Below are 14,710 nucleotides of genomic sequence, written 5' to 3'. Positions count from 1 at the left end.
TGTAGATTCCGGGATCAAACATGAATAAAATTGTGGTGGTGGATTACGGCATGGGCAACCTGCGCTCGGTGGCGCAGGCCCTGCGCGCCGTGGCGCCGGAAGCCGACGTGCGCATTTCCGGATCGGCGCAAGACATCGACAGCGCCGACCGCATCGTCTTGCCGGGCCAGGGCGCCATGCCCGACTGCATGCGCAGCCTGCGCGAATCGGGTGTGCTCGAAGCGCTGCTGCGCGCGGCCGACAGCAAGCCCGTGCTGGGCGTGTGCATCGGCGAGCAAATGTTGTTCGACGGCAGCGAAGAGGGCGATGCGGCCGGTCTGGGCTTGCTGCCAGGCAAAGTCGTGCGCTTCCAGCTCGACGGCCAGGTGCAGGAAGACGGCTCGCGCTTCAAGGTGCCGCAAATGGGCTGGAACCAAGTGCGGCAAACGGCGTCCCATGTCATGTGGGATGGTATCGCCGACAACGCCTATTTTTACTTTGTGCACAGCTATTTTGCTCAACCTCAAGAAGCGGCGCACACGGTGGGCGAGACTGTCTATGGCGCGCCGTTCGCTTGTGCCGTCGCCCGTGATAATATTTTCGCGACACAGTTTCACCCTGAAAAAAGCGCTGCCGCTGGCTTGCAGCTGTACAAGAACTTCGTTCACTGGCAACCTTAACGTTAGCTATCCGGCTTCCGCCTCTCACTCACTCTAAATCACACTGACCATGCTGCTCATTCCCGCCATCGACCTGAAAGACGGTCACTGCGTACGCCTGAAACAAGGCGATATGGAACTTGCCACCGTATTTTCCGAAGACCCGGCCGAGATGGCCCGCCATTGGCTGATGCAAGGCGCGCGCCGGCTGCACCTGGTCGACCTGAACGGCGCCTTTGCCGGCAAGCCGAAGAACGAAGGCGCCGTGAAGGCCATCCTGAAGGCCGTGCAAGATTTCGCGGTGGAAAATGATATCGAGGAAATCCCCGTGCAGCTGGGCGGCGGCATCCGCGACCTCGACACCATCGAGCGCTACCTCGACGCCGGCATCACCTACATCATCATCGGCACGGCGGCCGTGAAAAGCCCCGGCTTCCTGCACGACGCCTGCGGCGCCTTCCCGGGCCACATCATCGTCGGCCTCGATGCGAAAGATGGCAAAGTGGCAACTGATGGCTGGAGCAAGATGTCGGGCCACGAAGTGATCGACCTGGCGAAAAAATTCGAAGCCTACGGCGTCGAATCGATCATCTACACGGACATCGGCCGCGACGGCATGATGGGCGGCATCAATATCGAGGCCACCGTCAAGCTGGCGCAAGCCGTCAAGATCCCCGTCATCGCTTCGGGCGGTCTGCACAATATCGGCGACGTGGAAGCGCTGTGCGCGGTCCAGGCCGAAGGCATCGAAGGCGTGATCTGCGGCCGTTCCATCTATGAAGGCACGATCGACCTGGCGCAGGCGCAGGAACGCGCCGACGAACTGACCGACGCCGCCGTTTAAGCCAGCCCGGCCGGGGTGTGCGCGTGCACGCCCTGGCCTGGCGACAATCTGGAACCCATCATGCTTGCAAAACGTATCATCCCCTGCCTGGACGTGACCAATGGCCGCGTCGTCAAAGGCGTCAATTTCACGGAATTGCGCGACGCCGGCGACCCGGTGGAAATTGCCCGCCGTTATGACGAGCAGGGCGCCGATGAAATCACTTTCCTCGATATTACCGCCTCGAGCGACAACCGCGGCCTGATCTTCGACATCATCGAAGCCGTGGCGTCGCAGGTGTTCATTCCGCTGACCGTGGGCGGCGGCGTGCGCGTGGTGGAAGACGTGCGCCGCCTGCTCAACGCGGGCGCCGACAAGGTCAGCATCAACACCTCGGCCGTGACGAACCCGCAGCTGGTGTTTGAGGCATCGCAAAAGCACGGCTCGCAATGCATCGTCGTCGCCATCGACGCCAAGCAGGTGTCGCCCGGCAAGTGGGAAGTGTTTACCCATGGCGGACGCACGGCCACGGGCCTGGACGCATTCGAGTGGGCGCGTAAAATGGAAAGCCTGGGCGCCGGAGAAATCTTGCTCACCAGCATGGACCGCGACGGCACCAAGGTCGGCTTCGACCTGGGCCTGACGCGCGGCGTGTCCGACGCCGTCAGCATCCCCGTCATCGCCTCGGGCGGCGTGGGCGGCTTGCAAGACCTGGTCGATGGCATCAAGGTGGGCCGCGCGGACGCCGTGCTGGCCGCCAGCATCTTCCACTATGGCCAGCACACGGTGCAGGAAGCCAAGCAGTTCATGGCGCAGCAGGGCATTCCCATGCGCCTGGCGTAAATAAAATAGTACCCAGGATACAGAACATGCAAAACGGAACCATCGTAGCAAGCAATGCCAAGTGGCTGAAAAAGGTCAAATGGGACGAGCACGGCCTGGTGCCCGTGATCGCGCAGGAAGCGGGCAGCAATGACGTGCTGATGTTCGCCTGGATGAACCGCGACGCGCTGGCGCGCACGGTGGAGCTGGGCGAAGCCGTGTACTGGAGCCGTTCGCGCAAGAAACTCTGGCACAAGGGCGAAGAGTCGGGCCACACGCAAAAGGTGCTGGAAATCCGCCTCGATTGCGATGAAGACGTGGTCTTGCTGAAAATCGAGCAAGCCGGCGGCATCGCCTGCCATACGGGCCGCCACTCGTGCTTCTTCCAGAAGTTCGAAGGCGACGAAAAAACGGGCGAATGGCAAGTCACCGACCCCGTCCTGAAAGACCCTGAGACGATTTACGCGGAAAGCAAGAGCAAATGAGTGAAACGTTAAAACGCCTGGCCGCCGTGATCGAATCGCGCAAGCTGGCCAACGGCGGCGACCCCGCCACCTCGTATGTCGCGCGCCTGTTTGCCAAGGGCGACGATGCGATTTTGAAAAAAATCGGCGAAGAAGCGACGGAAACGGTGATGGCCGCCAAGGATGCGCGCCGCGACAACGACCCGTCGAAGGTTCTGTACGAGTGCGCCGACCTGTGGTTTCACAGTCTGGTGATGCTGGCGCAGTTCGACCTGACGCCGCAGCAGGTGCTCGACGAGCTGGCGCGCCGCGAAGGCCTGTCCGGCCTGGAAGAAAAGGCGGCACGCAAGGATGAGCTGCGCGACGCCGGCGAAACAGACAAACACTGACCTACTGGAGCGTGCGTGGATAACTGTATTTTTTGCAAGATTGCTGCAAAACAAATTCCCTCAGCCATCGTGTATGAGGACGAGGACTTGCTGGCCTTCAAGGACATCAACCCGGCCGCCCCCGTGCATCTGCTGTTGATCCCGAAGCGCCACGTGGCCAGCCTGTCCGACTGCGACGACAGCCATACGGAGATGCTGGGCAAGCTGCTGCGCCTGGCGCCGAAGCTCGCTGCCGAGTTCGGCTGCGCCGTCACGTATGACGCCGATGGCACGCCTGCCGGCGGCTTCAAGACCATGATCAACAGCGGCCCGAACGGCGGGCAAGAGGTGTATCACCTGCACATGCATGTGTACGGCGGCCCGCGTCCCTGGCGCGGTCAACACTGATTTCGCTGCGCGCCGGGTTCGCGTGTATACTACCGGCATTGGTCGACGCTATTCGGGCACCGTCCCGCAAGGAGAATGTGATGGGTTCATTGAGTATTTGGCACTGGGTGATCGTTCTGGTCATTGTGATGCTGGTCTTCGGCACCAAGAAACTGGGCAATATCGGCGGTGATATCGGCAAGGCCGTCAAAGGCTTCAAGGATGGCGTCAAGGGCGAAGATGACGCCCCGGCAGCCAATACCCCTCCTGCTGCGCCATCGCAAGTGGCCGACAAAAGCACCATCGACGTCGAAACGAAAGAGAAAAGCAAGTTCTGATAGCGTGGCGGGGCGCTTGCCTCGTCCGGTAACAGCCCTTGTCCGCTTATGATCGATCTCGGTCTCTCTAAAATCGCCATCATCGGCGTGGTTGCGTTGATAGTCATCGGCCCTGAAAAGTTGCCGAGAGTGGCGCGCATGGCCGGTACCCTGTATGGCCGCGCGCAACGCTATCTGAACCAGGTGAAATCCGAAGTCTCGCGCGAAATTGAAATGGAAGAGCTGAAAAACCTGCAGAAGGAAGTGCAGGATGCGGCCCATTCCGTCAAGCAAAGCGTGGAGAAATCCATGCATGGCGTGGAAAATTCGATCTCCGGCAACCTGGCCGAGGTGGAGAACGCCTGGCGCGGCGATTCCAGCTCGTATGAGGGGCATCATGATGCCCATGAAGCCATGCTGCGCGCCACCAACGATGACCTGGCCCGCAAGGCGCGCGAATTCCGCCGCAAGAAGCTGGTGCGCAATTCCGCCATCCCCGGCTGGTACAAGCAGCGCCATGGCGGCAAGCTGCACGTGCAGTCGGCCGCCGCCCGCGTGGCGCGCTTCCGTCCGCGCGCCAGTTCCTCCTCCTTTTACTCATGAGTAGCAAATCTCCGGTGGAAGAAACCTTTATCTCGCATCTGGTCGAGCTGCGCAACCGCCTGGTCAAGGCCTCGATCGGCATCGCCGTCGTCTGCGCCGTGCTGTTTTACTGGCCCGGGCCCTCGCATATCTACGATTTTATTGCGGCGCCGATGATCGCCTCGCTGCCTGCCGGCTCGAAAATGATCGCCACCGGCGTCATTTCACCGTTCCTGGTGCCGATGAAAGTGACCCTGGTGATCGCCTTCATCGTCGCCTTGCCCTGGGTGCTGTACCAGATGTGGGCCTTCATCGCCCCCGGCCTGTACACGCATGAAAAGCGTTTGATCGCGCCGCTGGTCATTTCGTCGTCCCTGCTGTTCATGGCCGGCGTGGCCTTCTGCTATTTCTTTGTGTTTGGCCGCGTCTTCCACTTCATCAGCGATTTTTCGCCCTCGTCGATCGCCGTCACGCCCGATATCGAAAATTACCTCGATTTCGTCATGTCGATGTGCCTGGCCTTTGGCGCCACCTTCGAAGTGCCCGTGGTGGTGGTGATCCTAGTGCGCATGGGCTTGGTTACTATCGCGAAACTCAAGGAAGTGCGTCCCTACATCATCGTCGGCGCCTTCGTGATTGCCGCCATCGTCACGCCGCCGGACGTGGTCAGCCAGTTCTCGCTGGCCATCCCGATGTGCCTGCTGTTCGAGCTGGGCCTGCTGGTGGCGCCCATCTTCGTCAGGGCCACCCAGGCGCCGGAAGAGGCGTCCTAGACGCAAACTGGCACGTGCAAGATACGCCGGCAAAAGCCGCTGACCTCCTTCCGGAGCAGCGGCTTTTTCATTGTTATGGAAGTGAGTGTGTGCTTACTGCAGCATCAGCTTGCTGAGGATGCCCAGGTTGAGCAAGATCAGGGTGCTCATCATCCAGTACACGTGTTTCATGTCCGCGCCATGGCGCAAGTCCATGCGCTCCAGGCGAGCGTCGAGTTTTTGCTCCAATGCCTCTAATTTGGTATCGAATTTTTGTTCCAATGCCTCTAACTTGGCATCGAATTTCTGCTCCAATGCATCTAACCTGGTAGCGAATTTGTGCTCCAGCGCATCGATCCGCGTATCGAGTCTGAGTTCCAAGGCATCGATCCGGGTATCGAGTCTGAGTTCCAGCGCATCGATCTTCAACTCCAGGGCGCCCAGCTTGGTATCGACGTTTTGCGACACCAGCTTGATTTCCCCCAGCAGATTGCGCTCCAGCGCCGCCAGTTCGCCATGCACGACCACGGCCGAGCCCAGTACTTCACCCAGTGCCGTCGCATGCGCTTCCGCCTGCTGGGTGGGCACGCCGGCCGAGGCGAGGCGTTTGGCGTAATCGAGGGTGTCGAACTGGATGGGCATATGCATGGACGCTCCTGTATCCAGCCTAGCAGGAAAATCGGCAATTGCCAGTGAGGAGTGCGGTGGCGCCTGCCTTCCCATGAGCTTAATGGACAGGCGCGCCGGTGGTTTGCGGTGGCGCAAACGCATGCAAAAAGGGCGCCGCAGCGCCCTTTGCAAGCTGACGACGAGCGCCAGTTAATTCATCAGTTCCTTGATGACTTTCACGGGCGCGCTGCCGTAGCTGAGGAATTGCTCATGGAAATCCTTCAGCACGAATTTGCTGCCCAGCGCTTGCTTGCGCTGTTCGCGCAAGTCCATGATTTCGCTGTAGCCGCTGAAATAGCTGGTCAGTTGCACCGAGCTCAGCTGCACGCGGCGCCATTTTTCCGTTGCTTCGCGCTTGGTCTGGAAGGCCTGGCGCGTCAGCAGGTCGAGCGCCTGCGCTTCCGTCATGCCCAGCACGTGGACGCTGTAATCGAGGATGGTGTTGGTGACGCTGCGCAAGTTCCACTTCGAATACATCAGCCACATTTCCGGCGCGTTATTGCCATAGCCGGACTCGAGCATCATGCGCTCGCCATACACGGCCCAGCCTTCGATCATGGCGCCGTTGCCGAAGATGGACTTGACCAGCGACGGCGACTTGTTGGCGTACACGAGCTGCGTGTAGTGGCCGGGAATGGCTTCGTGGATATTCAGGATCTGCAAGATCCAGTGGTTGTATTCGCGCAAGCTGCTTTCCGCCTGTTCCGGCGTTTCGCCGTCGAGCGGCGTCACATTGTAATAAGTGCGGTCTTGCGGGCGATACGGGCCGGGCGCCTCGATGCTGGCGCCGGCCACGCCGCGCTGGTAGGCGGGCGTTTCGCGCACGACCAGGGGCTTTTTCGGGTCCATCGTCAGCAGGTTGTGGCTGGTCACCCATTCCTGCAGCTCGGGAATCTGGCGGCGGATTTCCGGCACGAAATCGGCAGGCGCCACGTGGTTGCTGGACAGCTTGTCGATCACCATGCCGATCTTCGCCGTGCGGTCCGCCGGCTTGGCCGTGGCGCCCATGGTTTTCACCCACAGCTCGTCGGACAGGCTATCCATGTGCTCGAGCAGCTTTTCGCGCGCGGCAAGGGCCTTCTGGTACATCTGCTCGGCGCTGACGCTGGCCTGGATATCGTAGGCGAATTTCTGCTCATACAACTCCTTGCCGATGCGGAAGGAGCGCGCGTTGCCGTTCTGCGCCAGCGCGGCATCCTGTTCCGTCAGCCATGCGGCGTAGCCTTGCACGGCCGTGCGGGCCGCGGCGATGCGGGCGTTGTACAGCTGCTTTTCCACCGGCGTCAGGATGGAGCCCTGTGCAGTCTTGTTCAGGTCGTCAAGCACGCTGAGCACGCCGGCGCTCTGGGCGATGGCCAGCTGCGTGTGTTCGCGCGTGGGGTGATTGATACTGGCGCGCGCGGCCGCATAGTATTGCGGCACGCTGGCGATGCGCTTGAGCAAGGTGCGCAGGCGCTGCGGCTGGGCCGCGTATTCCGTGTTCAGGATGAAGTCGATGGAACCGGCCACGTTGTACTGGGCGGGATTCCATTCGAATTCGCGGAAGGTGGTCAGATACCAACGGTCCGATTGCAGTTTATTCGTCAGCAAGGCCAGGTCGGTACGTTGCTTGTCCGACATTTTGCCGGCATTCAGCTTGCCGAATTTACCGAGCCATTCTTCGATGAAGGCCAGTTGCTTCTGGCGGCTGGCCGCGTCGGGAATGCTCAGGTTGGCGGCGCCATCGTACTTGCCGACCGAAATCGCGCTTTCCGGGTCCAGGCGCCACAGGGCCGTGAGGAACTGGCCGCTGAGGTTATTCATGGAACGGTCGCTGCTGTTCTCGCTGGCGACGGCGGCGACCGTGGCCGCCGTGGCCGCCGTGACGACGGCCGCCTTCTTGCCGACGGTTTTTTTCTTGCTGCTGCTGGTGCTGGCCTTGCCTTGCTTCTGCGACTTCTTGGCGGCGCTGGCCGGTGTCAGGGTAAAGGCCATCATCAATGCGGCGAGCGCAACTTTATTTTTTATCAGCATAGTTTATCTCTTGAATATTTTGCTGTTTGTTCATATCAGGAAATAATAAACTGATAATATAAGTAACAAACAACTATTGAAAGGTTGGCCTTGCTTGCCTGGGCGGCCCAAAGATTAGCATTAATTGCCGCGCTTGCGCAGTTTTTTGCCGCCCGTCCGCCGGGCTAGACGACGATGGCGCTGCCGTGCAGCAATTCCTGGTGGCGCGCATTGATGGCCGCGACGGCATCCTTGCCGCGCGCCATGCCGGCGGCGTGGATTTCCGTTTCCTGCGTGTAGCGCTGGCTGACGCGCACCGTATAGGATTGGAACAGCCAGCTCCAGAAGTTTGTTTCATAGACGGCTTCATCCATGTCGCGCCATTTCACGCCCGTCAGTTTCTTTTTCCACGGCAAGATGCCGGACGCCAGCCAGACGCCCGCCTCGTCGTAGTACAGCTGATAGCTGCGGATGGTCAGCAGGCGGTAGCCGACGATCAGGGCCGAGCCGATCAGCACGACGAAGGCGGCGCGCGCGTTGTACTTGAAGGCCAGCGGCAGGGCGGCAAAGAACAGCAGCACGGCGATCAGGAAGGTGCTGACGTAGGCGGTCCAGGATTTGCCGCACAAAAAGGTGGCGCGCTGGCCGGCGCTGGTGGCGATATAGTCGGTCATGGCATGGCATCAAAACAGGGAAAAACGATCATCGCATGGAACGCGGTGGCGCCGCTCATTTTTTCAAGCTCATCGCTTCAACCCGTCCTGCAGCATGCCCAGCATGTCGCTGGCCGACATGCGCGCCGCCGCGTCGCTGCCTTCCAATAAACTGTCGGCCAGGTCGCGCTTGTGCTGGTGCAATTCGACGATGCCTTCCTCGATCGTGTGTTTCGCCACCAGCCGGTAAATGGTGACGGGACGCAATTGCCCCATGCGGTGGGCGCGGTCCGAGGCCTGGTCTTCCACAGCCGGGTTCCACCACGGGTCCATGTGGATCACGTAATCGGCCGCCGTCAGGTTGATGCCCATGCCGCCCGCCTTCAGGCTGATGAGGAAAACGTCGCCCTCGCCCGCCTGGAAGGCATCGACGCGGCGCTTGCGCTCCTGCATGGGCGTGCTGCCGTCGAGATACTGGTAACTCACGCCGTGCTGCTCCAGGTGTTGGCGGATCAGGGTTAAATGGTCGACGAACTGGCTGAAGACGAGCACCTTGTGGCGGTTTTCCAGCAAGCCCGACAACAACTGCGCGAACGCCGCCAGCTTGCTGCTGGCCAGGCCCAGCTCGGGAGCCACCAGTTGCGGATTGCAACAGGCGCGGCGCAGCTTCATGATCTCCGCCAGGATCTGGATGGCTTTCTTTGACGCCGGCCCTTCCACCATGGCCAGTTTTTCCAGCGCTTCGCGGCGCAGCGATTCGTACAGCGCCGTTTCCTGCGGCGACAGTTCCACCTCCAGCACGATTTCCGTGCGCGACGGCAATTCCGACAGCACTTGCGTCTTCGTGCGGCGCAAGATGAATGGCGCGATCAGGCGGCGCAGGCGCAAGCGGGCGCCGGCCGCCGCCCGTTTGTCTTGATCTTTCTCAATGGGGCCGGCAAAGCGCAAATTAAACTGGTCGAGGGTGCCCAGCAAACCGGGGTTGATGAAGCGGAACAGGTTCCACAATTCACCCAGGTGGTTTTCCAGCGGCGTGCCGCTGGCCACCATGCGGAAATCGCCTTGCAAGGCCATCACGGCTTGCGAGCGCTTGGTGGCGCCATTCTTGATCGCCTGCGCTTCGTCGAGCACGATCGTATGCCAGCGCACGCCGGCAAACATGGCCGCTTCCTGCTGCAGCAAGCCATAGCTGGCCACCACCACGTCGAACGGCTGCAAGGTGTCGAGCATGTCGGCGCGGTCGCCGCTGCCGAACAGTTTGATGTTCAACGTCGGCGCGAAGCGCTGCGCCTCGCTGATCCAGTTCATGCACACGGAGGTGGGCGCGACGACGAGGGTGGGGCCGTTCGGCGCGCGCGCCAGGATCAGGGCCAGCGCCTGCAAGGTCTTGCCAAGTCCCATGTCGTCGGCCAGGCAGGCGCCCACGCCCCAGTGTGCCAGGCGCGCCAGCCAGTTAAAACCGGCCAGCTGGTAGTCGCGCAAGTCCGCCTGCAAGGTGCTGGGCAGCTGCGGCTGATAGTCGTCGAGGGCGCGCAGGCGCAGCAAGTGTTCGCGCCACAGTTTGTCGGCTTTGACGCCGCCCGCATCGTTGGCCAGTTCTTCCAGCGCAAACGCGGCCAGCGGGTGGATGTGCACGCCATCGGCATGCGCTTCGCCATACGCGGCAAGTTCGGACAGCCGGCGGTGCAATTCGTCGCTGAGCGCGAGGAACTGGTTGTCTCCCAGGGCCACGAAGCGGCTTTTATTGTTCTGCATCAAATCGAGCAGGGCGCGCAAATCCATCACCTTGTCTTCGTCGATCTGCACTTCGCCGCTGGCGGCAAACCAGTCTTTTTCGCTCTTGATGTTCAGGCGCATCTGGCCGCTATCGATGCGCTTCGACACGCGCATGGTTTCGCCTTCCGGCCAGGCCAGCACCATGCCGTCCGGGTCCAGCGCCTGCAGCTCCACCAGCAGTTGCAGGCCCAGGGCAGGCTGGCCCAGCAGCCACTCGCCATGCTCTTCTTCCGCCTCTTCCAGCACCAGGCAGCGACCGATGAGCTGGCGCTGCGCTTCGCGTTCCGCATTCAGGTCGCGCCGCGCCTGCACGGCCCGGCCGGCCACATCGGCAAACACGCTTTCGGCGCCGCTGCCCGGTGCGTAATAGGCGCCGTTGTCGAGCAGGGGCCGGACCAGAATCTGCATCTTCAAACCCTGCTGGTAGGGCAGCAGGTGCACGTGCAGGCGGTGGTCGGCCGTGATCGCTTCCGCGTCGCCTGCGCCGCCGCCGATGTCCGATTGCACGGTGACCATGGACGAGATGGCGCCGATCGCCTGCATCACCTGTTTTTCCGCATGCAGCGGCACGGACAGGCCCAGGCCCACGATGGCGCCGATGCGCCGGTGCTCGTCGAGGATGTGCACCACGCGCAGGCGCGTCGGCGTCTCGCGCTGCACCACGACGTTGCTGCCGTTGTCGGGCAAGGGCGGCTGCATGCCCAGCCACAGCTGCCCCTCGTGCGACTTGATGAGGAGCTCGGGCGCGCCGGCGATCAGTTCCACTCTTGTGTCGGGGTTATCAAGCCAGAAGACGAGCGGGTGGCCCACCAGCAAGATGGCGGCCTTGTCCAGCTCGACTTCATAGCGCGGCGCCGACGAATAATATTGTTTAAAAGGCGCGATGCTGCCCGCAGCGCGGGCGTCCTGCGGCGTGAGGAAATCGATGTCGCCCGCCTCTTCGGCCAGGCGTTTGAGGCCCATGGCGCGGCCCTTGCTCCAGCCGCCCCGCGCGTCGCGCTTCTGCTCGCGTACTTCCACGGCCGTCAGGCCGAAGCGCGGGTCGAACGCCACCAGCCACACGAGGCGCGAGACGCCGCCCAGCGCTTCGGCGGGCGCGTTCTGCTGCAGGTTGATCAGCGCGCTCAGCTGGCGCTGCCACGCTTCCTGGCGCTCGAACCACGGCGCCATGTCCGTCAAGCCATGTTGCGCCCGCTTGGAGGTGGCATAGCGCTCCTGCTGCGGCTCGCCCAGCAAGCCCAGCAAGCCGGCCGCCTGCGCGGCGATCAGGTCGTAGCCGGCCGCGTCCGCTTGCTGCACCAGCAAACGCAGCTGGTCCTTGCGTTCGCTCAACTGCGGTAACGCCAGCCAGTAGTACAACAAGGCCTGGAACAGTTGCGCCTGCAGTGCCGTTTCCCAGCTGCGCGTGGGGATGCTTTCCGCCAGCTGCACGCCGGCGCGCACCAGGCGCAGGGTATTCAGTTGCTGGTAGACGATGCTGTCGTGGTTCGGCTGCGCGTGCAGGGCGATATCGAGGTAAGTTTCCGCGCTTTTCAGCAGCTTGGCGTCGTTGCTGCGCAGCAGGGCCAGCACATACAAGTGGCCGCCGATGCCCGTGAAGCACAGCTTGCGCTTGCCTGTTTCCTTGCGCAAGCCCTTCAAGGCTGTCTCGAAGCCCGCCACGGCGTGCGCATGTTCGCCGCGCAACAGGGCGATGCTGCTGTCGAGAAACAGCACCTGCGGCCCCTGCTGGCCTGCCAGGTAGCGCGCGGCCGCGTCGAGTTCGCCGCACAGCAGGGCGTCTTCGGCCAGGGCCAGCGGCAGGGCGGCGCCGATATGGTCGCCGGCCGCCGCCTGGCGCGCGTGGTGGGCGCGCGCGTACGCGCGGATGGCGTGCGCCATGCCCGGTTCGCGCGGCGCGTTGCCCAGCAGCACGGCGAGGATGTCATCCTGCAATTGCGGCATGACGAAAGACAACATTTCCGGCTCGAACGGCCGGCCGAAGATTTCGATCAGCGGATGCAGCTGCTGCGCTTCATAGCACGCCATGCAGGCGGCCAGGATGGCGGCCACGTGGCGCACCTCGTCATTGCGCAGCAGGGCGATGCGCAGGCGCGCCACGCCTTGCCGGTAGCTGCGCAATTCCACATAGCCATCCCAGTTGCGGCGCACGGGGTTGATCAGCTCGATGGCCTGGCACAGGTCGCGAAACACCAGGTGTTCGATGGCGGCGCGCATGGCGGGCCAGCGCAGCCTCGCTTCGCAGGCAAAGCCGCGTCCCACGATTTCCGACGCCAGCGCCAGGCGCGTCAGCCGCTGCAGCATGTTGGTCACCACCAGCAGGGAAAACGGCGTGCCGTCCGGCTCGACGACATTGGCGCGCTGCAAGTGTTCATACACGGCATGCTTGCCCACCGGTTCGCCCGTGATCGCCAGCAGGGCCAGGATCATCTGCTCATGCTGCTCCAGTGCGGCGAACTCGTCCAACAGATGCTGGTCGACATTTTGCTCGGTCATGCGGGCAAATTGGCGATATGCACGGGAGGCTCGCCGGCCGCCACGGGCAGGCCGAACACGCGCTGGTAGAAATACAGTTCCGCGTCCAGCGTGCGCACGATGTTTTCCGCCTTGCGGAAGCCGTGGCCCTCGCCTTCGAGCGGCACATACGCGACGGGTACGCCGCGCGCCTGCAGGGCGTCGACCATCAGCTGCGACTGCTGCGGCGGCACGACCTTGTCGTCGAGGCCCTGGAAGAAGATCATCGGGCGCGACAATTTATCCGTGTGGTGGATGGGCGAGCGCTCGCGGTACAGCGCCTCGGCTTGCGGCTGCGGGGCGATCAGGTAGTCGGTGTAGCGCGATTCGAACTTGTGCGAATCGTCGTCCAGGCCCTTCAGGTCGGACACGCCGTAGTAACTGGCGCCGGCCTTGAAGACGTCGTGGAACGTCAATGCGCACAGGGTCGTCAGGCCGCCCGCGCTGCCGCCGCGGATGATCAGGCGTTCCGGGTCGGCCAGGCCGTTGGCGGCCAGGTAGCGCGCGCCGGCAATGCAGTCTTCCACGTCGACGATGCCCCACTGCCCGCGCAGCGCGTCGCGGTATTCGCGGCCGAAGCCGCTGCTGCCGCCGTAATTGACGTCAAGCACGCCGATGCCGCGGCTGGTCCAGTACTGCGTCGCCAGCTTTAAGGTATTGCTGGCCATGCTGGTGGGGCCGCCGTGGCTGATGACGATGACGGGCGGCAACGTTCCTGCCGGCGCCTGCACGTCGCCATTCGTGGGCGCATAAAAGAAGGCGTGGGCCGTGCGGCCATTGTTGCTGGGGAAACTCAAGCTGCGCGGCACGGACAGGTAGCCGAGCGCGGGCAGGGCAGCGATCGACTGCGCCAGCACTTCCAGCTCGTGGTTAGCCAAATCGATGCGCGCCAGTTCCAGCGCGATGGTGGGGCTGCCGCCGAGCAGCGCGACGAAGCCGGAGCCCACGCGCAGTTCGCGGATTTCCTGGTACGGGTGGGGAATCGGCTCCAGCTTGGCCGCCGCCACGCTCAATTGCGCCAGGTAGCTGATGCCCGCCTGGATATACGTGCAGACGATCTCGTCGTCGGACAGGAAACCGTACATGCTGCCGCCGAAGGTCCAGTGCGGCGTGGCAAATTCCGCTTCCATCGGGCACAGCGCCTCGATGTCGGCGCCGTGCAGGCGGTACAGATTCCACCAGCCGCTGCTGTCGGAAACGAAGTGCAGCAAGCCGTTCGGCGACCATTCCGGTTGGCAAATCGACTCGCGCGCGCCGCCGGCGATCAGGCGCGGCGAACCGAGGCTGCCGTCCGCCTGCACGTCGGCCAGCCACAGCTCCGTGCCTTGCCACGGCAGGCGCGGGTGGTCCCAGCTGATCCAGGCCAGCTGGCTGCCGTCCGGCGACAAACGCGGCGCCGCATAAAAATCGTGGCCGCGCGCCAGCACCGTTTCGCGCCCGTCGAAGCCGACGGCGGCCAGGCAGTTTTCCGGCAGGGCATGGCCTTCCTGCGGATGCTGCTCGCGCACGGCGATCAGGCGGGAACGGGCCGCATCGACGACGAAATCCGCATGGCGCGTGTTGCCGCCCGTGGTGAACGCTGCGGGCGCGGCGTCGCCGCTCACGCGGTACAGGCAATTGTCGGCGAAATGCGAAAAGTAGACGGTATCGCCGGCCACGGCATACGCGCCGCCGCCGTATTCGTGCACGCGGGTGCGCACATTGAACGGCGCCGGCGTCAATTCATCGACGCGCGCGCCGCGCTGGCGCAGCAGGGTGTTGCGGCCCGCCTCGCTGGCGCGGCCGGCCAGCCAGAACACGTCGCCGCCATCCGCACCGCCCAGGGCCAGCTGCGTCAGCGGCGAGGCGCCGGCGGCGACGATGGCCGCGCTGATCGGCGATGGCCAGATGCCATAAGGGGTGCTGGATGCGGTCGAGGTCATGCGGGCTCCGTATAGTGAGGGGATCAAGGGC

General features: G+C 63.0%; 14 protein-coding genes. 9 read left to right on the top strand and 5 right to left on the bottom strand.

From position 1 onward, the window contains the following. The first annotated feature begins 20 nt into the window (after nucleotides 1–20). The 9 genes from hisH to tatC all read left to right on the top strand — a co-directional run bounded on the left by hisH (nucleotide 21) and on the right by tatC (nucleotide 5,174). The gene (gene hisH, locus BZG29_RS00550) at nucleotides 21–659 is read left to right on the top strand and encodes an imidazole glycerol phosphate synthase subunit HisH (protein ID WP_077398222.1); all 639 of its coding nucleotides are present in this window, start codon (nucleotides 21–23) and stop codon (nucleotides 657–659) included. A gap of 49 nt (nucleotides 660–708) precedes the next feature. Further along, nucleotides 709–1,482, top strand: coding sequence for a 1-(5-phosphoribosyl)-5-[(5-phosphoribosylamino)methylideneamino]imidazole-4-carboxamide isomerase (gene hisA, locus BZG29_RS00545; protein ID WP_070219639.1), 774 nt, complete (start codon nucleotides 709–711; stop codon nucleotides 1,480–1,482). A 60-nt stretch (nucleotides 1,483–1,542) separates the two neighbouring features. Then, on the top strand, nucleotides 1,543–2,304 hold the full coding sequence (gene hisF / locus BZG29_RS00540) for an imidazole glycerol phosphate synthase subunit HisF (RefSeq protein WP_070290307.1): 762 nt from the start codon (nucleotides 1,543–1,545) through the stop codon (nucleotides 2,302–2,304). Nucleotides 2,305–2,330: 26 nt separating this feature from the next. Next, nucleotides 2,331–2,768 carry a phosphoribosyl-AMP cyclohydrolase gene (hisI, locus tag BZG29_RS00535; protein ID WP_034753847.1) on the top strand — a complete coding sequence of 146 codons (438 nt, stop codon included), beginning with the start codon at nucleotides 2,331–2,333 and terminating at the stop codon, nucleotides 2,766–2,768. Continuing rightward, nucleotides 2,765–3,136: a phosphoribosyl-ATP diphosphatase gene (locus tag BZG29_RS00530; protein WP_034753849.1), complete on the top strand. Its 372-nt coding sequence runs from the start codon at nucleotides 2,765–2,767 to the stop codon at nucleotides 3,134–3,136. Before hisI ends, BZG29_RS00530 begins: the two co-directional genes overlap by 4 nt. Nucleotides 3,137–3,151: 15 nt before the next feature. Beyond that, nucleotides 3,152–3,523: a histidine triad nucleotide-binding protein gene (locus BZG29_RS00525; protein ID WP_077398221.1), complete on the top strand. Its 372-nt coding sequence runs from the start codon at nucleotides 3,152–3,154 to the stop codon at nucleotides 3,521–3,523. A gap of 80 nt (nucleotides 3,524–3,603) precedes the next feature. Continuing rightward, on the top strand, nucleotides 3,604–3,840 hold the full coding sequence (gene tatA, locus BZG29_RS00520; protein WP_034780931.1) for a Sec-independent protein translocase subunit TatA: 237 nt from the start codon (nucleotides 3,604–3,606) through the stop codon (nucleotides 3,838–3,840). A gap of 48 nt (nucleotides 3,841–3,888) precedes the next feature. After that, on the top strand, nucleotides 3,889–4,422 hold the full coding sequence (gene tatB, locus BZG29_RS00515) for a Sec-independent protein translocase protein TatB (protein WP_034780928.1): 534 nt from the start codon (nucleotides 3,889–3,891) through the stop codon (nucleotides 4,420–4,422). Beyond that, entirely contained in the window at nucleotides 4,419–5,174 is a 756-nt protein-coding gene (gene tatC / locus BZG29_RS00510) for a twin-arginine translocase subunit TatC (RefSeq protein ID WP_077398220.1), read from the top strand. The genes tatB and tatC overlap by 4 nt, the downstream gene beginning before the upstream one ends. 93 nt (nucleotides 5,175–5,267) lie before the next feature. Here the strand turns inward: tatC and BZG29_RS00505 are convergent, their stop codons facing one another. From BZG29_RS00505 to BZG29_RS00485, 5 genes are all read right to left on the bottom strand, one after another. After that, complete coding sequence (locus tag BZG29_RS00505; RefSeq protein ID WP_077398219.1) at nucleotides 5,268–5,801, bottom strand: hypothetical protein; 534 nt, start codon at nucleotides 5,799–5,801, stop codon at nucleotides 5,268–5,270. Nucleotides 5,802–5,972: 171 nt separating this feature from the next. Beyond that, complete coding sequence (locus BZG29_RS00500) at nucleotides 5,973–7,832, bottom strand: DUF885 domain-containing protein (RefSeq protein WP_150131075.1); 1,860 nt, start codon at nucleotides 7,830–7,832, stop codon at nucleotides 5,973–5,975. 167 nt (nucleotides 7,833–7,999) lie between these two features. Further along, nucleotides 8,000–8,488, bottom strand: coding sequence for a hypothetical protein (locus tag BZG29_RS00495; protein ID WP_077398217.1), 489 nt, complete (start codon nucleotides 8,486–8,488; stop codon nucleotides 8,000–8,002). A 69-nt stretch (nucleotides 8,489–8,557) separates the two neighbouring features. Continuing rightward, complete coding sequence (locus tag BZG29_RS00490; RefSeq protein ID WP_077398216.1) at nucleotides 8,558–12,739, bottom strand: DEAD/DEAH box helicase; 4,182 nt, start codon at nucleotides 12,737–12,739, stop codon at nucleotides 8,558–8,560. Continuing rightward, nucleotides 12,736–14,679, bottom strand: coding sequence for a S9 family peptidase (locus BZG29_RS00485; protein WP_077398215.1), 1,944 nt, complete (start codon nucleotides 14,677–14,679; stop codon nucleotides 12,736–12,738). The genes BZG29_RS00490 and BZG29_RS00485 overlap by 4 nt, the downstream gene beginning before the upstream one ends. Nucleotides 14,680–14,710 lie beyond the last annotated feature (31 nt).

Source organism: Janthinobacterium sp. LM6 (assembly GCF_002002885.1).
Taxonomy (GTDB): Bacteria; Pseudomonadota; Gammaproteobacteria; order Burkholderiales; family Burkholderiaceae_D; genus Janthinobacterium; species Janthinobacterium kumbetense.
Note: the sequence above shows the minus strand (reverse complement) of the source record. Positions and strands in the feature narration are given on the sequence as shown.